We start from the raw sequence: 25,513 nt of genomic DNA, 5'->3' as shown, positions 1-25,513 counted from the left end.
AAACTTATTATAAATGTGAAAACAAGTTATTTGTTATATATTATTTTATATTCATATCTAGGTTATTTTCTTGTATAAAATGTAAATAAAGAATCAAAAATACAATATTTTATATAAATAGTTGTGTCAATAATAAAAATATAGTATTAATACATTATTTTCTAAAAATGAAAAATTGAAATTATTTTTAATTAAAACATAATTCATTGTCTTTATATATGTTATTCTTTAAATCAAAATAAATATAAATACTTCACTGACTTTTAAAATATTAATTACAATGTAATGTTTTGAAAAAGTTGAAAAGTAGTATTTAAATTATGTTTTTTATGATGTTTTACTAAAACTTGGAAACTATTTGATAAAACATATTAGTGTTTAATACTATATTTTATTTGAATTTAGTTAATAAATTTATCTGGTAATTGATTTTTGGTATTTATAATTAAATCACTCTTATTCTTAACTAAATATTTCTTATTTATATAAAAAGTTATTAATGTTGTACTTATCAAGCATAAGGAACTTCATATCAAATTAATGGTAAATCATGTGGTTGGGACTTTAGTTCAAAGATGCATATAACCAAACACTTCATTAGAAGAGATTCATGAATATGCATTAATTAATGAATAAAAAGGATTTATTAAAGTTAAAATTGGAGAAATTGTTGCAAAAGTAATTAAACTAGGGTAAACAATATAGTTATATTTGTCATCTCCATTAATAGATCAAACACTTGTGAAAAATGGTATTACTAAAACAAGTGGTATAAGAGCAGTTATAGCAAATATATAGATAATAACTTTAAAAAACTTATCCTTTAAATTACGCATTACTAAATATTTACTAATATTAGTAATGATTAATATTACAAAAGAAATAATAACAACATTACTAATTAAAAAATAAAATCTATTGATATCGTTCCCTATAAACGCTCTATAACTTAAACCTAAAATACTTGGTTTATATTCAAACAATAACATCATTAGTGAATAAACTGTGATTAAAACTATATTGAATAATATTCAATAAATAATTAATTTATTAAAATTGTTTTGATTATTTGTTGTTTCTTTATTTAAATTAGTATGTCATAGCATTCATATGATTAAATTAAATAATACTTCAAATATTGAAATAAACACTAAATCATTAATTATTGTTGTGTATAAAGTTTTATCTGAAACATTAGCAAGATTAGTATAACTAGTGTCTATTGCTACCTCCATATTAGGCATTAAGAACTTTGTAATAGCTAGAAAAATAACAAATAGAATGACTTCAGAAACTATTATCCAAAATATTCTCTTGTTATTTATTATTTTTTTATTTAGATTATTAACATTGTTTTGTGTATGTTTCATTAGTCTCATCCTTTGGTGGTTGTGAATGCTAAATCATATGATTCATTATGCGGGATATCAGCAAACTGTTTAACATAAAATGAATATTTACCACTTGTTTTTGCTTTATACTTAATCATTTCAATATTTCTTGAACCACTTACTGAAGACATAACGGTATTACCTTGTTCGTCTTTTAAGATTAAATCAAAATCTGTTACTTTTGGTAAAGTTAGTTTATTATTAGTGTAATGTCCCCAAAATAATCAAGCCAATGAACCTCTTAACACTTCATCTTTTTGAACGTAAACATCTTTGATTTTAATTAATTGTTCTTTTTTCGCAGGGTAGGTAATTGGCACTTTTGTACTTCTGCTATCACCTTTTATATTGAAATATACTAAAGATTCTAATGAATTAAATCATTTTTGAAAATCAAATATACCCGCCCCATATTCTTTGTCTAATTCTCCAGAATCGTATTTATTCTTTGAATATGTAGAACTTGATAATGCAGATATTGCAATAATTATATTTTTACCTTTATCATAAATATGTTTATGAGTAATCAACGAAGAAGCTAATATAGAACTTATAAGAGGTGCTGAGAAGCTTGTTCCTGAAACTAATTCTTTACCAAAGTTGTAATTTAAACCATTAGCTAACAAAGTTGGGTATCTACCTGTGTTAGAATCCTTATTCGAAAATGGTACTCTATATCCTCAAATATCATTTGCTCCCACAACAATTGAGTTATATGATAGCTGATGTCCATTTAATTTGGTTGATTCATTACCCGCTGCAAATACAATAATATGTTCAGGATTAATTCTTACAAATTCATCTATATATCTAGATTTCATATTATATTCTTCATGATTTTTGGCATCTTCACCTTTAAAACCAAATGAAGCATTAATAACCTCTACTCCTTTAGAAGCATAATACTCTACATCATTTTTATAATTTCATATTTTTCTTCCATATATATTTAAAAAGGGATTTACTCCATTCTTTCCAGAAGCAACACCCGCTACTTTTGTGGCATGATCATTATAATAAATTCATCATCCTCAATCATTGTACACTTTATGAACATCAAGGTTTTCATCATTCAAGAAAACGGATTTATCATATTTATTAACTAGACCACCAGGTTCTCAAATTCCTAATTTCCCTCTTTGTTTTGTTTTTTTATATAAATCAATTATTTTATTTCTATCTTCTTTATAAAAACGATTTGACTTAAAATTAGATGCATAGTCATCTGATTCTTTTAAAATGTTAATTTTGTTATCTAAAGATTTCTCCATAGAACGTAATGTTTTATCATCGTTAACACCAACGCTTCTTATCGCTTCTAATGAGTTTAATAATATTAAATTACTATTATTATCTTTTTCATTTAACTCTTCGAATTCTATAAAAATAAAGTTTGTGAATTCGCTTTTGGTAATTTTGAATTTACCTTTGATGTTATTAGATAAATAATGAACTAATTCATCTCTTTTTTGTTGATTTTTAGATGAATAAAATTCATAATCAAATTGCATAACAGATAATTCATATGAAATAGTATTTTTGTCATTTATTTTATGTATTAATTTATATGAACCGTTTAAACTTGAAGGTGCTACTACATTCTTTGAATAAACATATATTTTATCAAAAGTATTATTATGTAGTTTTTGATTGCTAGCCACTCCACCAACTATAATTGGTACCATTGATACACTAACTAGTGAAAATATAGCAAATATTCTTTTCTTTAAATGTTTCATGAGTTTCTCCTAAATTAATTATTTTACAATAGCATTATGATAGGTTCATTGAACGTAACTTAAAGAATAAATTACTCAACGGACTAATAAATTAAAATTTGGGGGAAATTTAAAAGTAATAAAGAAAATATTTATTTACACAAATGAATAATATTGCATAAATAGAAAAATATATATTAAGCACCATTTTCTTAAACGAATTTAAGAAAAATTTTTTTCTCCTTTGCTTGTGTTTTTTTGTCATTATTGTTGTGTCGTTGTGCTTAAATCCTGGATACAACAAATAAAATCAAACAAATACATTATTTTATTTTCGTTTAAATAATCTATATACAATTATTTTGTTAATGTATTTATCTTAAAAATAAATTAATTATCAAATAAACAATAATTATGAATAGGTGAATATCTTAGTTTTTCTCTAGACTATAATGGTTTTAGTATGAAAAATTACTAATATCTATATCTAGCTATATTATGAAATAACTAAATTTATACAAAATGACTATGTTTTATATAAGTTGTTTTTATTTGATGATTCAATTATTTTTATTATTATGTTGAAGACCTACATTATAATAAGGTCATTTATTGGTAGAGATATATCGATTTTTTATTTAACTTATTTTTATTTAAAAAATAGGTTCTTTTAATTGTGTAATAAGTATTACATTGAAAATTAAAATTTTAGCAAAATTAAGATATATACTAAATTATTGATAGTTAATTCATTGCTGATAATCATCTTGATTTGTAAGATTATCAAACTTTAAGTATCTCTCTTTCGGGATAAGAACATTTATAAAAATCAAAATATATTAAATAATATAATCTCAATCATTATTGATCAAATATTTTTTATTAATTTAGTGATTAAAAACCACTTAATTTATTTATTGCTAAACCAAAAGCAATAAGTTGTCCTTAAATGTTGGAGATTGCATTAATGAGATTTAATTAGGGAATTTATCAAACTTTCCAACACTAATAAATGCTATTTGTAATTGTGTGTATTGTTTTGGTAAAAACCCTCCACACTTTAATAATATCAAAATAGCTATTAATTTTATCACTTATCAGCTTTTTCGATCATTTTGTGGATAATATTCCACAATTTTTTTGTATGGTCTAGCTTCTTTTAAAAATTTCTAATTTTGATTAAGTATCTTTTTAAAATTATTTATTTAATAAATCAATCAAAATATTTGTTTGATTGATGTTTAGTTCAAAAACTATAAATAACTTTTTATAAATAGTTATGTCTTATACTATATTAATAATTAATGTAAAATAATTTTAAGGATATTTATGGAAATTAAACATATTTTAGAAGAAAAAGATAAAGTAATTGCTTTTGAAAGACCTAAGAAATCACTAAACTTAGAAATCAAAACTGAAAAGGAATTAGAAGATAACTTAATTAATAATTTAATTAAATTAGGTTATGAATATGCTAAGGATATTAAAACAGTTCAACAATTAGAAGAAAATTTAAAAATTCAAATGCAAAAGTTAAATAATATAACTTTTTCAAAAGATGAATGAAAAAGATTTTGTGATAATTTTTTACTTAATAAAAATCACAACTTTATCCAAAAAACAGAACTTTTACAAAAACAAGGTGCTAATAGATATACCTTGATTAGAGATGATAATTCAGCAATTAATTTAGTTATTATTGATAAAAATAACTTGTATAAAAATACTTTACAAGTAATTAATCAATTTAATGTTAATCCATAAAAAGGATCTAAAAATCGTTATGATGTCACTATTTTAGTTAATGGATTACCTTTATGTCATATTGAGTTAAAAAATCGTGGTGAAAATCTTAAAAATGCTTTTAATCAAATCGATCGTTATTGAAATAATTCGCTTCAAAATACTAATGGAATTTTTGATTATGTTCAATTATTTATTATTTCTAATGGAAGTATTACAAAATACTATTCAAATACAATTAGACAAAACAACACCTTAAAAAATATTAATTCAAATAGAAATAAAGAGCTTCATTCATTTTCACAAACTTCTTATTGAGCTGATTTTTATAATAAAAAAATCAAAGATTTAGATAGCTTTACTACTTCATTTTTAAACAAATATACTTTGTTAAATGTTTTAACAAAGTATTGTGTTTTTAATAGTAATCAAGATTTATTAGTAATGAGACCTTATCAAATAGCTGCAGTTGAGCAAATTATGTATAAGGTTGCTTATGCCATTAATAATAATGAGCACTTAGGCAAAAGTCCTTCAAGAGGTTATGTATGACATACCACAGGAAGTGGAAAGACTTTAACTTCATTTAAAGCTGCTCAATTAATTAGCTTAATTGATGAAGTTGATAAAGTTATATTTGTTGTTGATAGAATGGATTTAAATTATCAAACTCAATGTGAATATGAAAAATTCCAAGAAGGTTCTACAACCAATGCTCAAAGCACTAATGAATTAAACAAGTTATTTAAAGATCCAAGCAAAAGAATCATAGTTACTACAATTCAAAAATTAACAAGATTAATTGATCGCTACAATAATGAATTTGTTGGCACAGAATTAAGAAATAGCAAAATTGTATTCATTTTTGATGAATGTCATCGAAGTCAATTTGGTAAAATGCACACTGATATTACTAAATATTTTAAAAAATCAATGATGTTTGGATTTACTGGAACCCCTATTTTTGAAGAAAATTCAAATAAATCACTTGATGGTAATAAATTAACTACAGCTCATTTATTTGGTAATTCAAAACCATTACACTCTTATACTATTGTTGATGCTTTAGATGATAAAAAAGTATTACATTTTAAAGTTGATTATGTTAATACTTTAAAAGAATCTGAACAAGTTAAAGACAGTAATAAAGAAATAAGTTCTTATGTTGATGCTAAAAAGACATTAGAAAAACCTGAAAGAATTAAATCAATCGCAGAATTTATCTTAAATAACTTTGATAAAAAGACTTTAAGAAACGAAATGTATTATATTAATCGTGCTAGATTAATAGAAGAATATGGATATAATAAAGCATTTAGTTTATATCGTTCAGCACTTACTGGATTTAATAGTATGCTTGCAGCTTCTTCAATTCCTGCAGCTAAGTTATATTATTCATTCTTTAAACAATTACAAGAAAATACTGATCCTAAGAAAAAATTAAATGTTGCTATTGTTTATAACTTTGCTAATAAAGAATCAGATTTTGATGATTTAGTTGATGAAAACCCTGAAGAATTAGATAACCATATGAGTAATGATGATAAAGAATTTCTTGAAAATGCTATTGATGATTACAATAAATTATTTGATACTAGTTTCACAATAGATCATTTAAAATCCTACTATAATGATGTATCAGCAAAAACTAAAGATGGATTAATTGATCTTTTAATTGTGGTTAATATGATGCTAACAGGTTTTGATGCACCACAATTAAATACAATTTGAGTTGATAAAAACTTAAAAGATCATGGTTTAATTCAAGCATTTTCAAGAGTTAATAGAATTTTTGATGATACTAAAGCTTATGGAAATGTAGTATGCTTTAGAAATATTGTTAAACAATTTGAAAATGCAATTAAATTATTCTCAAATAAAGAAGCAGCTGTTGAAACTTTATTATTAAAAGGTTTTGATGCTTATTATAATGGTGATCAAACTACTGAAGGTTATTTACCTATTGTTAATAAACTTAAAACTCAATTCCCAAATGATACTTTATGTGATATTATGCTAAATGAAGAAAAAAAGGATTTTATTGAGACATTTAGTAAATGATTAAAGCTATATCATTTTCTTATTTCATTTGATGAATTTGATGATGAAAAAATGATACTTAAAAAAGCTGAAATTCAAGATTATAAATCTTACTATTTAGATTTTAAAGATCAAACTAAAGAAACCAAAAAGCTTGAAGACATTTCAAATGATTTAACATTTGAAATAGAATTAATTAAATCTCAAGAATATACTTTAGATTATATTTTTGAATTAATTTTTTCTCAAATTAAAGGTAAAAGTAAAACTGATTTTGTTAAGAATTTCTTACACGAAATCGAAAGAGCTATTGGTAGTTCAACTATACTTAGGCCTAAAAAAGAAGTTATTTTAGAGTTTATTAACTCTCAAAACTTTGACCCTACATCATTTAGTAATTGCTTTGATTTAGAATGTGAATTTAAAAAATATGTGGAACAAAATCGAGATGCTAAATTAAAAGAAATTGCAGAAAAATACAATATGGATATCGATAAATTAAATGTATTTTTCAACCTTTCAATTGATAAAGGTGAATTTTCAAGACGTGGTAATGAATTTTCATCATTATTTAAATTCAAAATCCCTTTACTTGCTATTAAAGGATTTAACGATAATGACTATGATAAAAAAAGAGAAACAGAAGATAAGGCATTTGATGATTTAATTGATTTATTCAACGAAACCAACTTATCTAATTAAGGAGAATTATGGATAACCAAAGAGAACTAGAACGTAAAAGTTTACTACAAAAAATATGATCAATCGCTGATGATCTTAGAGGAAGTTTAGATGGATGAGATTTTAAAAGCTATATTTTAGGATTTTTGTTTTATAGATTCCTTTCAGAAAATATAACTAACAAAATCAATGAAAGCATGGGAGCTGAATTTGATTTTACTAACTGAGATGAATCAACAGCAACTGAAGAGTCACTTTATGATTTAAAATCAAAAATTGGATTTTACATTAGTCCTAAAAACTTATTTTGTAATGTAACTAAAAATTGTTTAACTAATGAAAATTTAAATACAGATTTAAATAATATTTTTAGAGATATTGAAAACTCAACCAAAGGATTACCTTCAGAAGAAGATTTTAAAGGTCTATTTGATGATTTGAAATTCAATGATAATAAATTAGGATCAAGTGTTGCAGAAATTAATAGTGTTTTATCAAAAACATTACTTAAAATTTCAGATATTAGCTTTGGTGAATTTTGAGATAACAGTATTGATGCATTTGGTGATGCATATGAATTTTTAATGACAATGTATGCTAAAAACGCTGGTAAAAGTGGTGGAGAATTTTTTACTCCGCAAGAAGTTAGTGAGCTTTTAGCTAAAATTACTTTAATTGATTTTAATAACTTAAATCAAGATCATAAATATAAAACTAGTGTTAATAGAGTTTATGACCCAACTTGTGGAAGTGGATCATTATTATTAAAATATGCCAAAATTTTAGGAAAAGAAAATGTTAGAGATGGATTTTTTGGACAAGAAAAGAATCTAACTACATACAACCTTTCAAGAATTAATATGTTCTTACACGATGTTCCATTTAATAAATTCAAAATAGCTTTAGGTGATACTTTAACTAACCCTGATAGAGAATTGGCTAATTATAAATATGATGCTATAGTATCTAATCCTCCTTATTCAACTAACTGAGAAGGTAAAGATAATCCTGTATTAGCTAATGATGCTAGATTTATACCTGCAGGAGTTTTAGCTCCTAAATCAAAAGCTGATTTAGCTTTTACAATGCATATGCTTAATTATTTAGATGAAACAGGTACTGCAGCTATTGTTGAGTTTCCTAGAGTTTTATATCGTTCTGGAGCAGAAGCTAAAATTAGAAAATACCTTATAACTAATAACTTTGTTGACACTATTATTCAATTACCTAGTGATTTATTCTTTGGAACTTCTATTGCTACTTGTATTTTAGTATTAAGAAAAAACCGTAAAAATGATGATAAAGTATTATTCATTAATGCTTCAGAATTATTTGTACGTAGTGATGCTAAAAATAAATTAAGTTTAGAAAATCAAAATCAAATTTTAGATGAAATTATTAATAGAAAAGAAATTGAGCACTTTTCTAAATTAGCTTCAATTCAAGAAATTGAGCAAAATGGTTGATCATTATCAGTTAATACTTATGTTGAAGAAAAATCAACTAAGGAAGTTATTAACATTGAAGAATTAAACAAACAAATAAAAGAAACAACTTTAAGAGTTAATGAACTTAGAGCAAAAATCGATGAAATTGTAAAAGAATTAGAAAGCAAAAAATAATGAACAAAATTCAACAATTGATTAATGAACTTTGTCCTAATGGAGTAGAGTATAAGAGATTAGAAGATCTTGTTGTTTGAAATAAAAATTTTAAAGATGCCAATAATATTTTTAAACCTATAAAAATCCCTGATATCTTAAGTAAGATAGCTAATGAAATAGCAACTGATGACGGAAATGTAAAAATAATAACAACAGGTTTAAAAGATCTTTATACAGTTAAAGAAGGTAATGAAGATTATATTTATAATTCTGAAGTTATAACTATTCCTTCAGGTGGTTCAGCTAATATCAAATATCATAATGGATATTTTATTAATTGTGGCAACATCATTGGTATTAGCAAAGACAAAACTATTTTAAATACAAAATATTTATATTATTTTTTAATAGAAAAGAAAGAATTAATCGAATCATTTTATAGGGGTGGCGGAATCAAACACCCAAGTATGCCTGATATTTTAAGAATCAAAATACCTATTCCACCATTAAAAATACAAGAAGAAATTGCAAGTGTACTAGATTCCTTTGCTGAGCTTACAGCTGAGCTTAACTTACGTTCAGCTCAGTATGTCTATTATAGAGATAGGTTACTTGATTTTCGAGAAAATCAAGAAATAAAAATTAAAAAATTAGGTGATTTTTGTTCTGTAAAAATGTGTAAAAGAGTTTTAAGTAGAGATACTAACGATATTAGCGGTATCCCTTTTCACACAATTTCCACAATAGGAGGAAAAAGCAATAAATTCATTTCACATGAATTATTTAATGAATTAAGAAACAAATATTCTTACCCTTCAAAAGGTCAAATATTAATCTCTACTTCTGGAACAATTGGCAAAATTCTTGAATTTGATGGTGAAGATCAATACTTTCAAGATTCAAATATTGTTTGATTAGAAAATGATGAAAAGGATATTTTAAACAAGTATCTCTACTATTTTTTAAAAACAAAACCTTGAAGTATAGGTAAAACAAGTACAATTGAAAGACTTTATAATAAAGACATTGAAAATATAACTATTAAAATACCTTCTATTTCTATACAAAGAAAAATTATTTATTTCTTGGATAATTTCGAAACAATATCTTTTGATTTAAATATCGGTTTACCAAAAGAAAGCGAGTTAAGAACAAAACAATACGAATATTACCGTGATCAAATCTTTAACTACCTAAATACTGGTTTTGTTGATAGAGCAGAGAGAGAGAGAGAGAGAGAGAGAGACTCAATCTAGTTAGATTACTATTATTTATCTTCGATCAAGTTAAAGTTTGTTTATCAGATATTGCTGACATTAAAACAGGTCAAAGAATAACCAAAAGAGAATTATTAGATCAAGGTCATCCTGTAATCAGTGGTGGAATGAATATATTTGGTTATTATGATAAGTTTAATACTAAATCAAACACTATAACCATAGCAAAATATGGTTCTGCAGGATTTATAGGCTTTCAAACTAAAGAATTTTGAGCTAATGATGTTGTATATCTTATCGAACCAAAAGAATTTATTGATAACAGATATTTATATCATCTATTGTTAAATAATCAGAACACAATAAATTCTTTTGTATTAGATGCAATACCTAGTCATTTACCTATTGATAAATTAAAACAATTGCCTTTAACTATAACTTCATTAAATAATCAACAAAAAATATCTAATCAACTAGATATTTTTAATGATTTAGTAAATAATGTAGACGATTGTATTCCATTATTAAACACATTAACTATTAAGCAATACACCTATTATCGAAATTACTTATTTAAACTCTTAGAAAATAAGTAATATTTCTAATAGTAAAATAATTTCACACATTCAGTTATAAAAGATAATTATGATATTTTGTAATTGCTAAAAAGTTCTAAAATTGAAACTATGTCTTGTTCTTTTTGAAATAAAATAAAATCCATACCTTTAGCTTTAAATGCTGTAGGTTTAGGAACTATGGGAATTGCTACTACTGGAACTTTTATAGTTACAACTTTTTTCCAGAACAATTTCTTAACATTAAAATGATATCTATTAGCATTGCAAATATTTTGCATTGCTTTTTGTATCTTTTATGTTTCATTAATTTTCTTAAGATACTTTAGTTTAAAAATAACACAATTAAAAAAAGAGATTAAAGATCCTGAATCTGTAGGTTCTGTTGGTGTTACTTTATTATGCTTATGTATCTTAAGTAATTCATTTGGTTGAATTTACACCAATTTTCTTCCTGATAATCAATTAAGATATATTTTATTTATCATTACTAATATTCATATTTTTATTGCTATTTCATTGCAATTAATATATTTAGTTTTCTTTTTAAAGAACATTTTATTTAAACCTAAGTATTTTAAAAATGAAGCTTATGCTTCATGGTTTGTACCATTAGTGGGATTAGCTATTTCAGTAGCATACATTAATAACTTAGATAATATTTTACCTTTATGATATTGACAATCTATTTGATGATTAGGATTTATTATATTTGCTATTATGTATCCTTTGGTTTTATATAAATTCTTATTTAAGCCACATCAAGATCATAAAAACATCCCATCAATGGCAATTTATGCATCTCCTGCAAATATGCTTAGTGTTGGTTTTTTAGTTGCATTTGATCCTGAAAGATATAACGGTACAATATTTAACTATCAACCTTTTTATCAAATAATTGCTATTATTTTATTTTGTTGAGCAGCTTTAAGTGTTTGTTTATATTTATCAATCTTAATTAAATCACTTAAATTACACCAATATAGTTTCTCTTGAACTTCTTTAACTTTCCCCGCAAGTGTATCAGCTACAGGAACTATTATGTTTGGAGAATTATTTTTCCAACCACATATGATTTATGCTTTTTATGCTTTAGTGATTATTGCAATAATGTTATTTATTACTTCATTAAGTTTAGTTATATTTGTTAATATCAAGTATATTAACAAATTAATCAATATCTTTTTTAAGGGTAAACAATGTAAAACAAAAATGGCTTAAGAGCCATTTTTTATTTAACTTAATTGTGACAATATCTTTATTTCCCACTTATACCTAAAATTAAAAATCAAGTGAATTATTTATTATCTAGTTTGTTATTGCTTATTTTAAAATTCTAAAGGTGATTTTACAAATATAAAAATTAACTATTATTCTTCATTTTTCCTGTGTTTCCAAGTTTTGACCAATTTTTTAACACTTTTCCATACTTACTATACTACGTATAGTAAAAAAATTATTTTTTCCACATAATTACATTGTAATTATGGTATAATTAGGAGTATGAAAAAAGAAAAGTGGATTATTGTTAGAAGTAAAAGAAAAGACACATACTACATCACAGCAGCTATCTCAAATGGTCATGCTAGAGGTTACAAGCGAAGTATTGGTTTAGGTAATTTAGAAAAATTAGAAAAATCTACAAAAGACCCAATTAATCTCTTAAAAGAAGCTTGTGTTAATTGAGATCCTGAATGACCTAAAGATAAAATTTTGCAAGAAGTAAATAGAGTTCTTAAAAATTCAGTTGTTGAATCAAAAGTTGTAAATTATGGTCATCAGATTTTATTTAACACAATTGATGACTTGGATATTTTTGAGAAAACTAAAGAAACAAGATCAAAAGAATTAATAAAAATATTGAAATTTATAATTTCAACACGTATCTTAAAACAACAAAGTCTTATTAAAACTTTTGAAAGTATCCCAGATTATGAAATAGAATTTGATTCAAAAAAGACAACATTCTACAACTCTTTAGATTATCTTTCAGACAATAAAACAACTATTTTAAAAAACATCAATAATTCGTTAATTTCTAAAAACCTAAGATCTGTTGATGTAATGTGATTTGATTCATCAACTGTATATTTTGAGACTTTTACAAGTTTAGGACTTAAACATCCAGGATATTCAAAAGATGGAAAATTCAAAGAAGATCAAATTGTAGTAGGTTTAATCACTGATGAAAATGGTATTCCAATCCATTACAAATTATTTAAAGGCAATACAGCTGACCCAAATACTTTCATTCCATTTATCAACGAAATCAAGAAAATTTACAACCTTAGAATGGTTACAATAATTGCTGATAGAGGAATGAGTACCAATAAAAACATCAGATTTCTAGAACAAAATAATATAGATTTTATAATCTCTTACAGATTAAAAATCGCTACCAAAAGAACTAAATTATTTGCTCAAGATCCTGAAGGATATGTAGATTTAGATAATTTTAAATTCAAAGAAGAAGCTTATGAATCACTATGACAGAAAAAACGTCCAAATGGAAGAACTAGACGTAGAATAATAACTTATAGTGAAAAACGTGCTAAAAAAGATAAACAAGATAGACAAATTCTTATTGATAATTTCAATAAAAAAGCTAAAAATGGTATTGTTGCTCAAGCTGATTTGCTTGCTGGTAAAAAATACAAATTCTTTAAAGAAATTGAAAATGGTAAAACAACTTCATACAAGTTAGATTATGAAAAAATCGAGAGAGATAAAAAGTTTGATGGTTTATACGCTTACGAAACATCAAGACACGATCTTACAGTTCAAGATGTTGTTGATTTATATGCAAAACAATGACAAGTTGAAGAAAACTTCAGAACTTTAAAAAACGCTTTAAGAATTAGACCTGTGTATGTGCGGAGTGATAAACACATTGAAGGATATTTCCTTTTATGCTTTATATCATTAGTTCTTATGAGATATTTACTAACTTTAGTAAATAAAAACTTAGAACCTGTATTAGGTGTTAAAAACGAAAGATTTACTAACACAAGATTAATAAAAGCAATTTTAAGTGCTAATAAATATGTTGAAGTGATAAATTCAAAAATTATCACTGAAAAATTAATAGAAAATAAAGATAATATGCAACATTTAAATGATTTTGTTATTATCAAAAAGATATTAGAAACTCAAAAACCATAAATTACAATGTAAATTTTTGAAAAAGTTGAAAAAAGAGCAATAAAATGCTCTTTTTATCGTTTTTTGTTAAAACTTGGAAACTCAGGAATAGTTTAGTTTTTTTAAAATTCCTAAGGATAAAACTTAGGAATTTTTTTATTTTTTATTCATGAAATAAATAATTTTAAACAAATTAAAAACTTTTACAGTTTGATATTTATTTAAACATTCAAAAACACCTAACTTATATATATATATATATAATTTGTTGCATCTATAATAAATGTGCAATTATTTACACATATACTAAAAGAGGTCATTTATGCGTATTAAAAATAAACTAAAAAAAGTACCATTTATGGTACTTTCAACCACAGGAATTTTATTTTCTATTACTTCGCTAGCTGTTTCAAGCAATTCTAATGATTCAAATTATAATGCTGGAACCAAAAAATATACCGATCGTGTTTCAACTAGAATTCAAAGTACAAATAATCAGCATTTTTTCTTTGACACTGGATTAATTAATACCTATACTGAACCAAAAGGTGGGGATGTTTTTACCATTGACAATACTTTTTATGGTTTTAATAGTACTTACAAAGGTTTATTTAACTCAAATTTTGATGATAAATTTGATAATAATAAATTTTATATTGAGTATTTAGAGAATAATGCAAGAAATGGTAGAGATGATGGTATTGCTTCATATTACAAACCGGATTTATTAAACAACAGTAATTCTGAAGTTCAATATTTAAATGGTTATAATAGTGGTAATTCAGTAGGTGTTAGTTCTATTAGAGAGTTTAATAAACAAAATAAATACACACTTTTACATAAAACTGATAACTTCCCTAATTCTTTATTTGATACTTTGAATAAAAATAATCAAGATGGTGCTGAACAGTTAGTAAGAGTTATTAGAGTTGATGATGGTGGATTAAATGCTAAAAGACAAAAATATAGATTTGAATTTGGTATTAACCCAAATAAAAAGCGTACATCATCTTGAGAGGGAGCTAACAATGCAAATTTAGCTGCTGAATGATGAACTAATATGAATATTGTATGATCTAAGGATTTTCAACCTGTAGATAAACCATTAAAAATTTATTGAGTTAGAAATCATAATAACTATCAAAATGATCCAAGATATAAAGAAAAACTTGAATTTGATTTAAAGGTACCTTATTATGAATACCATCTTAAAGAAGATACATTAGGTCAATGATATGACATATTCTATCATGATAGAGTTAAATCAAATGGTTTTAAACCGTTTGATCCACTTAGTGGATTTGTTAATGAATTAACAGTTGCTTATAAAACAACTTCTAAATATCCTAAAGTCGAATTTGGTTATCCTAAAATCATTAAAGACCCAAGATTATTAGAAGGTAATATATATGGCACTACCAAAAGAATACCTTGAACATTACCTAACAATGGTTTAGCTTATCCACCACATAAAAATAGTAGTGGAGCTATTGATGATGTTGAATATTTAAGATATTCTGCAGGGTTAAAAGGTGATTTTTTAAGTGCTTCAAACAAACAAGGTATATTTGGTCATGAATATGGTAAAATCACCAATCTACCTTTAGGGATAAGTGACTTAAAACCTTTATCAGATACCTTTGGTAGTGCATTACAATTTAACTGAACATTTTCAGATAATGCTTGAATTAATCATGCAGGTACTACAATTTATGTTGAAATGGAGTTTGAAAAAAATAACTTTTGAGAACCAAGTAGTGCTGAAAGAGACCAAGATGCTTCATATGTCGGAGCAACTAATCGTTTAGTTTTTGATCGTAATGACATAACAGGTAAAGGAAGAGGTGGTAGCGTAGCTGCTGCTAATTTCTGAGTTAATAAACGTACAACTAATAGACCTATTCCTATAAAAATAAAATCAACAAAAGCAAATAATTTAGCTGTTGATTTTAACCTACCAATTGCTGATTATAAATATTATCAAAAAGAAAATAATAAATTATATGAAGTACAAGGAGTTAATCCTGATCCAAATACAAATGTATATAACGCAACAAATAATTTAGAGATTAATGAATACGAAAAATTTGGAATGGTATTTAATGCAAGTTCTGCAAGAGATGTAGCTAGTGTTAATTGAAAAACATATTTTAAAATGTTAAATCCTTTTGAAGGTAATAATTTTGTTTTTTCTGCTCCTTCAAATATAACTAATCAAAATAGAAAATGAAAAATACCTAGAGAAAGATTTGGCACAAATGCTATAGGTACAGATTTAGTAGATTTAGATAATCTAGATTGAAATAATGCTTTGATAGCAACCTCTTTAGTTGATAAAAACACTTATAGTAGAAACTTCTTTAGTAATAGTGAACCAAAAATTTTCAATGAATACCAATTCGATTGAAATGATTTATTTAAAACAGTATTTCAAGTAAATAAATACTTAAAAGAATCAAAATTAAATGATGAGCAAGTTAAAGCGATTGTAGCAAAGGGTAATGAAATATTAAAAGAATATGCTAATGAAGCAATGAATAAAAACAATTTCTTAGCTACTGAAATTTATACCACTAATGATAGAAATACAATATTAAACAATGATAGTGGAAAATACATAATTGCTCCTTATAAAACCATAAATTATGACCAATATATTCAAAAAATTAAAAATTTAACCAATGAAATAGATAATGGACTTGGAGAAAGAGTTAAGAATTTAATTAATACTATTGGTGGATTAGATTTTATCGATGATTCAATCAAAAACACCTATAAAGCTTACTTACTAAATGACTTTAGAGATAAACCGCAAGATATTCTAAGAATTATAGCTACTGATATTGTGGGTACTTCAGGAATAAACACTATTGCTAAATCTATTGTTTTAGATAACGGTTCTTCAAAAGGATTATTAACACTTACATCATTAGTCAATGGAACTGAGAGAAATAGAGAAACATTGGCTAATTACAAATTCTCAACACCGAAAGTTAAAAAAGCATTTGATGATGCTTATAATAAATTACTTAGTAGATTTAATTCAAGTGATTATAAATTAAGATATAACGCTTATAAAGCTTCAGGTTATGAACATACTGATTTAGATAATGTAAGAAATAGTCTTAATAGCGAACTTGCTGATTTAAATACTAAATATAATGCATTAAATGGTTCATCTAATTTAGCAACTATTAATAAAATAGATTCATTAGACTTATTTAGTTCAGGCTTAAAAGATTTTTATAAAAATGAACTTTATAAAATGAACAATCTAGATGAAGCTAAAAAGTTTATGAATAATTTGGTTGATTTAAATGGAGAATCATCTAAAAATAGAGATGATATTGCATTGTATTTAGCAACAAAATATTTAAATGAAGGTCAAGAAGCTAAGGTTAAAGCTAGTGATAATTATATTCATGCTGATAGTGATAAACAAAATACGTATAACACCTTATTAGCAGGATTTAAGAATTTATTTGTATCTGAAGGTGGTAAATATAAATTAGCTCTTAAATCACCTAGTGATTTAAATAATCAAACTAATAAAGAAACCATAGAAGACTATATAAGAAAAATTAAAGTTGCTACAGATCAATTAAATGGTTTAGCAAAATTAAATAAAGCTAATAAAATAAACAAAATAAATTCATTAGACTTATTTAGTTCAAGTTTAAAAAACTTCTATATTGATTTAGTTAATAGCAATAATAATGAAGTAGAAAATGAAGCTCTTGTTAATCGTTTATATGAATTAAATGGAGCACCTAATACTTCAAGAGATAATTTACCATTATATAAAGCAATTAAATATTTAGATAATAATAAAAAAAGAGAAGTAGAATCATCTAACAAATATAAATACGCAAATAATCAAAGTACATATACAAATGCATACAATGCACTTGATGCTCTTTTAAGTGTAGAAAATGGAAGTAATAAATTATCATTAATAACAAATCCTAGAGATTTAAATAGCCAAACTACTAAAGAAAAAATTTCAACAGTATTAAATAATCTTGAAAATGCAGCAGCTAGTTTAAATGGTGATACAGTTCTTAATAATCTTAAAAGAGAGATTGATAATTTAAATAATTTCTCAGACGGCATAAAAGACGCTTATAAAAATAACTTAACTGCTTGAGATTGACCTTCAAGAAAGAAAACTCATTATGATGGAGCTACTGATTTAACTAATGAACTAAAAAGAATTGATAATCAAGCAAATAACTTTAAGAATCAAGTTGAAAGATTCTTAGAAATCAAAAAGACAGTTATTTACACTAAAGCTTCAAATAAACGTACATTAGATGACAAGATATCTCAAATTAATGGTAATTTATTAACTCATATTGGTAATTTAAGTTCAATTAATGGATTAAAAATTAATAATTTAGTTAATGAAGGTCAAGTAGTTGGTTGAGGTAATGATTTAAAAACCTTAATTGATGCACTAGATGGTAAAGATGTATTAATTAAAGAAAAACAAGATGAAATTGTATTATTAACTCACTTACCATTTCAAATTAGAAAATTCCAAAAAGCTATTTCTGACGCTGCTTATAACTTAAATACCTCAACTAATGCTGATACAAAAGATAAGCTTGCTTCTTTTGTGGCTAGAGCTAATGATTTTGTTACTAGTGTAAATAATTTTGTTGAAGGTGTAAAAGAAATTAATAATCTAGCAGCAAAAGTATTGGGATTAAAAGAAAAAGCTAATAAGTTAATCACTAATAATAATTCATTAACTCAAGAAGAAAGAAATAATTACAATAATGCTTCCGAAGATAAAAAACAAGCTCTAAGAAGTTCAATAAATTTATCAAGTTTTATGGATGATGGTGGAAATATTAAACCTAATAGTACTAATACTATTACCACTGTTAATTCAAACCAAGATGACATTAAAAATACTATTAGATCAGCTATTAGCAATATTGAAAATGCTATAAGTGGTTTAAATGGTACTCAAAACTTAGAAGCAGTAAAAAGAGAATTAGAAGTAAAAATAACAGAAGCTCAAGCATTATATAATTCAAGCAATTTGGATGATAGTGTTAAACCTGGTTTATTAGCTGATATAAATAAAGCTCAATCAAATAAAATCGCTCATAATACAATTGCTGAATTAAGAAATGATATCGCAGAAATTAATAGAGCGAAATTTGTTGCTATAGCTAATAACGAGATATTTAAAGCAAATAAATTAAAAGATCAATTAGATGCAAATCATTTAAATGAAGAATCAAGAATTTTAAATAATAAAATTACTGATTTAAGAAATAAAATAAATGATAATAGCGATGAAAATACACTAACTACATACTCAGGAAAACTTATTGCAGAAGTTCATCTTCAAGATTCAAGATTACAAGCAAAATTAGTTAAAGATAAAATGGGTACTAGCGATAGTAGAATTAAACACTTAATTAGTGATTTGCCAAATCCTGATACTTTAACTGATTCATTAAATCAAGTAGAAACCGCAAGAGCTACATTAGATAATTCATATAGAAGATATAACAAGGATGACATTTTAAGAGATAAAGACACTCTTAAAAATAAAATTGATCAAGCTAAAGCGAAATTAATTGAAGCTGTAGGTAATTTCGCTAATATTGATGATTCAATTAAAGATAAATTCAAAAAACATTTAACTGAAGCTGCTAATTTAGTTGAAGTAATTAAAGGTTATAATAACGCTGTTAAAGTTGATAAAGAAATTCTTAAAATTAAAACTCAATTACCTTCACTTACTGAAAGTGATGCTACAAATATTAATAATTCAACTAATAAAGATGCTTATAATACTGCTTTAGATGCAGTAAAACAATTAATAGATGATAATAATAAAGCTACTGCTACAACTACTGGATTTAATGATACTGATGTAGCTGATCCTACAACTTTTATCAATGGTTTAGAATCTAAATTAAATACTCTTATAACTGAATATAGTAAGTTAAATGGAAAAGAAAATTCAGTAGCTATTAAAGATAAATTTATTAAAGAACTTAAAGAAGCTTTAGAAGTTAATAATTTAATCAATAGTAGAAATGATTTATTAAAAGATAATGAACTAGAAGCAGAAATTGAAAAAGCAATTAGTAATAATAAACCATCAGCTGTACAAATTATTGGTAATAAACCAAAAACTAAAAATGAAGTTGATACAAACTTAACCATTAACATAGCTGATACTACTGAATTAAATAAACTAAATGATTTAAAACTAGCTGATAAAGCTTCTATAGCTGCTAATAATGCATTAACAAAAGCTATAGAAGAAGCTAAAAAAGAATTAGCAAAATGAGAAGATGCTAATGGTGAATATAATAACCCTGCTTATACAACAGAATTCTTTAATGGTATTAAAGATGGTTTAAAAAATGCTATAACTGCTGCAGAAATAAAAAATACTCAACCAAATATATCTAGTGTTGATAAAGCAAATCAAGCAGTAGAATTAGATAAAAAATTAAAAGAAACTCAATTAAATACCAATAAAGCTAAAAAGAAAAATGAAATCAAAGAGCTTAATAGACTATCAGATACTGTTAAAAATACTTTATATAGTGAAATAGATAATATTAATGAAGCTGATATTGATAATATTGTTACTAAGGCTAAATCATTAAATGATCAATATACAAAACTTGCAAACTTAATAACAAGTTTAAATGATAAAGCTAAAAATGATTGAACTGGAAATGAGTTTACAAACTCTTCAACAACAGCTAAAAACAATTTAAAACAAGCTTATAATGCTTTAAATGACACAGATAAGGTTCAAAACCTTAATGATGCTAATAATTTAAAAGGTAAATCACTTGATTTAAATAACATTACTACATTAGTCAATGATTTAGAAACTAAACTTAATGCATTAGATGGAAATGCTAGATTGAATAATTTAAAAAATGATGCTAAAGCAAAAATTGAAACCTTATCTCATTTAACTAACGGTCAAAAAACTGCATTTAAAAAACAAATAGATGATGCATCATTATTAGATGAAATTACATCTAATAATGATATTAATAATTTGGGTAATGGAACTATATTAGATAAAGCAAACAAATTAAATAACACTATGGAAAGCTTAAAAGATACCTTTGAAGCTTCAAATATTGGTATTAGAAATAAAACTGATTCAAGTTATATTAATGCAAATGATAGTTCAAAAGCAAAATTTGATAATGCATTAAATACAGTTAATAATATCTTAAATGACTCTTATAATGGTTTAGATGAAACTGCTATTGATAACGCTAGAGATGAATTTAATAACGCAATAGCAGAATTAGATGCTTCTGCAGCTATTAAATTAGTTAAAGATGAACTAAATAACTTAATTACAATTGCTAATAATCTTAAAGATTCTAATAAGATCACAGGTGATAGTTTAACCAAATTAATTGCTGATATTAAAATTGCAAGTGATATAAAAGATAACAATTCAAGTACCATTGATGATTTAAATAAAGCAATTAATGATTTAGATAAATCATTAATTGATCATAAATCTAAACAATATATTGATAATGCTAAAGAAGTTATTGATCAACTTAGAGATTTAAATCTAGTTGAATTAGTTAATAGTTTAGAAACTAAGGTTTCAAATGTTGAAACTAGTTTATTAACTGCTAAAAAAATTACTGATATTGATAGTAAATTAATTGATTTAGATAAATGAACCGAAATTGATAAAGATAAAATTAAAGCAGCTAAATTATTAAATAAAATAACTAATATTTATAACAAAGATTTAACTACTATTATTGAAGGTGCTATTGATAATGATTTAAAAGCAGCTATTTTAGATTTAAATAACTCAAAAAATAATCTAAATAATTTAATGCCAGTAAATAATGAAGCAACTAATATCAATGATCAAATTAGTGATTTAGAAGCTAAATTAACTAAAGCGTTAAATGAATTGACCAAAGCTACTGATGCTAAAGATCATTTAGATTCAAACTTAGATGATTTATTTAAAGATTACATTAAAAACACTAATAATACTTATGAAGATAAACTTAAAGCATTTAATAAATTAAATAAATTAGATAATAAATACAACGAAATTAAGGATTTATTAAATAACTTAACTAATATTGCTACTACTAATAATTATCTTTTAAGTGATAATGAATTAAAAGATAATTTTGATAATGCTAAAAATCAATTACAAGATTTATACCAATACAATAAAGCAAATATCACCAACAATAATAGCAACTTAGTAGTTAATGATAATAACTTCAATAATTACATATCTAAATTAGATGATGCTAAAAACATCTTAAATGATGCTTTAAGTAAGTTAAATGGTGATGCAAAAGTTAATTTAGAAAACAACAATAATAAATTAAACTTAGATTTAGCTAAAAATAAATTACAAGATTTACTCAATCAAGCAAATGATTGATTAAATGCCAATACTAAAGATACTGATATTAATTTAAAAGGTGATTTACCTACGGTAATTACAGAAGTATCTAATAATTTAAATGATAATGATGTTACATTAAATACAATTAATACAGATATTGATAAATTAACTAAATCATTAACTGATGCCATAGATAGATTAAACGATTTAAATCTAGCTAAAGATAAGTTAAATAATATTATTAATGATGCTGAAAAATATTTAAAAACAGTAGATGATAGTGATCTAAATAAAACTCTTTTAGATGCAATTGAAGCTGCTAAACCAGCATTAAATGATGATATGGTTAATAATATTATTGATTCAACTAATAATTTAGAAAATGTTTTAGATAATACTAAATTAAAGAATGAGCTAATTAAAGCTAAAGATTTAAAAGACAGTTTAGAAAATAATGATTTATATAATAATGTTGTTAGTGATTTAAATGAAGCAATTTCTAATACAAAAGATGTACTTGATGAAATATCTAACCAACCTATTACTAATGATTTAAAAAATAAACAAAAAGAAGCTATTAAAGATTTAACTAAAGCTATAGCAAATGCTAAATTAAATAAAACTATCATTGATGCAAAAGAATTAATTAAAGAAATTAGCGATGATAAATACAAAGATATCAACGATGGGTTAAATCAAGCAATTAAAGATAGTTTGTTAAACAACAATACTAAATCTGCTAAAAAAATAGATCAAGATAACAATAAACTAATCAACGAAATTGCTAAAGCTAAATTAGATATAGCAAATGTTGATGCAAAAGAATTATTAAATGAATTAGCAAAAGATGCTAATAAAAATAAAGAGTTAATTGATAATTTAAATAATAGTATTATCATCAATAACAATATTAATAAAGATGATACATCTAAAGTCGATCAAGCTACAAGTAATTTAAACAACGATATTAATAGCACCAAAGCTAAAACTAAAATTAATGAAGCTAATGAAATAATTAATAATATTGATAATTCAATATTAAATGACAATAAGAAAAATGAACTTAAAGAAAATCTAAATAATTTAATCAATAAAGTTAAAGATCAGATTAATGATAATTCTTCAAAAGAAGATATCAATCAAGCAATTAATAATTTAGATAAAGGTATAAAAGAAGCGGATAAAGAAGTTAGAAAAGCTGAATATGATAATAGTGTTGATATTGCTAATGACTTATCTAAAAATGATTCAACCTTAGATCCAAAAACTAAAGAAGATTTACATAATAAGGTTAATGAAATTGAAAATGAATTAAAAGATAAAACTGATCCTTCAGCAAAAGATTACAAGGATGCTAAAGAAAAAGTTGACAAAGCAATCAATGATGCTGTAATTGATAAAACAATTAAAAAAGTTAAAGACTATATTGATTCAATTAAAGACAATAATAAATATCAACCTATAGTTGATAAATTAGATAAATCAATAACTGATACAACTAATAATTCAAATATCAATAATTCTAAAGAGATATTTGATAAAAATAATAAATTGCTCAATGATTTAGCTAATGCTAAGTTAGATAAGACTATTATTGATGCAAATGATTTAATTAATAAATTAAAAGATAAATATCCTAATGAAATCAATAAGATCAAAGATCTTATTGATAAGATAAATAAACTTGATAAATCTAATACTAAATTAGTTGAAGAAGCTACTAAAGAATTAGTCAAAGAAATCATTAATACCAAAGCTAAAGTAGCGATTAAAGATGCTAAAGATGTATTAAAAGATTTAAATAATTCTTTAGTTAATCCAGTAGATAAAATCAATTTATCAAAAGAAATCAAGGATTTAATTAAACAAATTAATGACTTAATCAACGATAAAGAAGCTAATGAAAATGATATTAATAATTTAATTAATCAACTAAATAAAGCTGTAGATAAAGTTAAAGATGCTATAGCAAAAGCAAATTATTTAGATACCAAACAAAAAGCTAAAAAAGAAATTAATAATTCTAATTTATCTAATGATCTTAAAGACAAATTTAATAATTTAGTTGATAATATCGATAAAGAATTAAATAAAATCAAGAATCCTAAAGTGATTGATTATGCTAAAGCCAAAGATAAAATTACTAATTTAGTAGATAAAATTAAATTAGAAGATGCAATAATCAAAGCTAAGAAAGATAAAAATAATTTAATTAATAATAATGAATTTACTTTATTACCAAACAATATTAAAGATCCAATTATTAAAGCAATCAATGATGCTATAAACCAAACAACTGATGTTTTAAATAACCATCCAGCTAAAGTTAAAGATCAAATAACAAAATTAAACAATAAAATCAAAGAACAATTCAATAAAGCTGCTAAAGGAATTAAATTAATCAAAGATTTAATTGATCAAACTATAAATCACATTAGCAATTTACCAAATATTGAACCTGAATTAATTAATGATTTAGCTAACAAAGCTAAAACATTAAACAATGAATCAAGTATAATTCAATTAAAAGATGATTCTAATGCGTTAAATGATAAACATGGAGAATTAATTAATAAATTCAATCAAGCAAATGATTTAATTGATAGTGATTTATTTGCTAAAACTAATCCAGATAAACAAAATAATTTAACTGATGCTATTGAATTTATTAAATCTAATAAAATTCTAGGTAATAGCAATAAAGGTTTAACCAACGATCATAATCAAATAACTACTGCTATAGAATTATTAGATAGAACTATCAATGATATTGATGGAGCAAATAAAACTAATAAAGCCGCTTGATATTTATTCCCAATTACTTTAATTGCTTCACTAGCATTTATAGTGGGTGCAATATTTACAAGAAAGAAAAAATAACTCATTTTTTCAAAATTCCTAAGTATAATACTTGGGAATTTTTATTTTTTATTCAAAAATTAAAAAAATTTAGATAAATAAAAAACTTTTATAGTTTGATATTTATCTAAGTATTCAATTAC

The 25,513-nt window shown here is 24.1% G+C and carries 9 protein-coding genes and 1 pseudogene; 8 read left to right on the top strand and 2 right to left on the bottom strand.

Annotated elements, in window-relative coordinates; all coding sequences use genetic code 4:
- Positions 1-401 precede the first annotated feature (401 nt).
- Positions 402-1,370 carry a hypothetical protein gene (locus GE118_RS01930; protein WP_158763772.1) on the bottom strand — a complete coding sequence of 323 codons (969 nt, stop codon included), beginning with the start codon at positions 1,368-1,370 and terminating at the stop codon, positions 402-404.
- Positions 1,370-3,130, bottom strand: a complete 1,761-nt coding sequence (locus GE118_RS01925; RefSeq protein ID WP_158763771.1) for a S8 family serine peptidase — start codon at positions 3,128-3,130, stop codon at positions 1,370-1,372. Before GE118_RS01925 ends, GE118_RS01930 begins: the two co-directional genes overlap by 1 nt.
- A 1,308-nt stretch (positions 3,131-4,438) precedes the next feature.
- Between GE118_RS01925 and GE118_RS04360 the strand changes: the two are divergent.
- The 8 genes and pseudogenes from GE118_RS04360 to GE118_RS01880 form a co-directional block, all read left to right on the top strand.
- Positions 4,439-6,727: pseudogene (locus tag GE118_RS04360) on the top strand (type I restriction endonuclease subunit R); the annotation flags it as partial.
- Entirely contained in the window at positions 6,713-7,594 is an 882-nt protein-coding gene (locus GE118_RS04355; RefSeq protein WP_255473583.1) for a hypothetical protein, read from the top strand. The pseudogene GE118_RS04360 and the gene GE118_RS04355, both read left to right, overlap by 15 nt.
- 8 nt (positions 7,595-7,602) lie before the next feature.
- A complete protein-coding gene (locus tag GE118_RS01905) occupies positions 7,603-9,195 on the top strand; it encodes a type I restriction-modification system subunit M (protein ID WP_158763768.1) in 1,593 nt (530 codons plus the stop codon).
- Positions 9,195-10,433, top strand: a complete 1,239-nt coding sequence (locus tag GE118_RS01900; RefSeq protein WP_158763767.1) for a restriction endonuclease subunit S — start codon at positions 9,195-9,197, stop codon at positions 10,431-10,433. The genes GE118_RS01905 and GE118_RS01900 overlap by 1 nt, the downstream gene beginning before the upstream one ends.
- A gap of 5 nt (positions 10,434-10,438) precedes the next feature.
- On the top strand, positions 10,439-10,990 hold the full coding sequence (locus GE118_RS01895; protein WP_370452055.1) for a restriction endonuclease subunit S: 552 nt from the start codon (positions 10,439-10,441) through the stop codon (positions 10,988-10,990).
- A gap of 90 nt (positions 10,991-11,080) precedes the next feature.
- Complete coding sequence (locus tag GE118_RS01890) at positions 11,081-12,190, top strand: hypothetical protein (protein ID WP_158763765.1); 1,110 nt, start codon at positions 11,081-11,083, stop codon at positions 12,188-12,190.
- A 282-nt stretch (positions 12,191-12,472) separates the two neighbouring features.
- Positions 12,473-14,131 (top strand): IS1634 family transposase, encoded by a 1,659-nt coding sequence (locus GE118_RS01885; RefSeq protein ID WP_158763764.1) that lies wholly within the window; start codon positions 12,473-12,475, stop codon positions 14,129-14,131.
- Positions 14,132-14,432: 301 nt separating this feature from the next.
- On the top strand, positions 14,433-25,391 hold the full coding sequence (locus GE118_RS01880) for a GA module-containing protein (RefSeq protein WP_158763763.1): 10,959 nt from the start codon (positions 14,433-14,435) through the stop codon (positions 25,389-25,391).
- The last annotated feature ends 122 nt before the right edge of the window (positions 25,392-25,513 follow it).

This window comes from Mycoplasma sp. NEAQ87857, assembly GCF_009792315.1.
In the GTDB taxonomy this organism is placed as follows: Bacteria; Bacillota_I; Bacilli_A; order Mycoplasmatales; family Metamycoplasmataceae; genus Mycoplasmopsis.
This window is presented reverse-complemented; position numbering and strand designations above follow the sequence as displayed.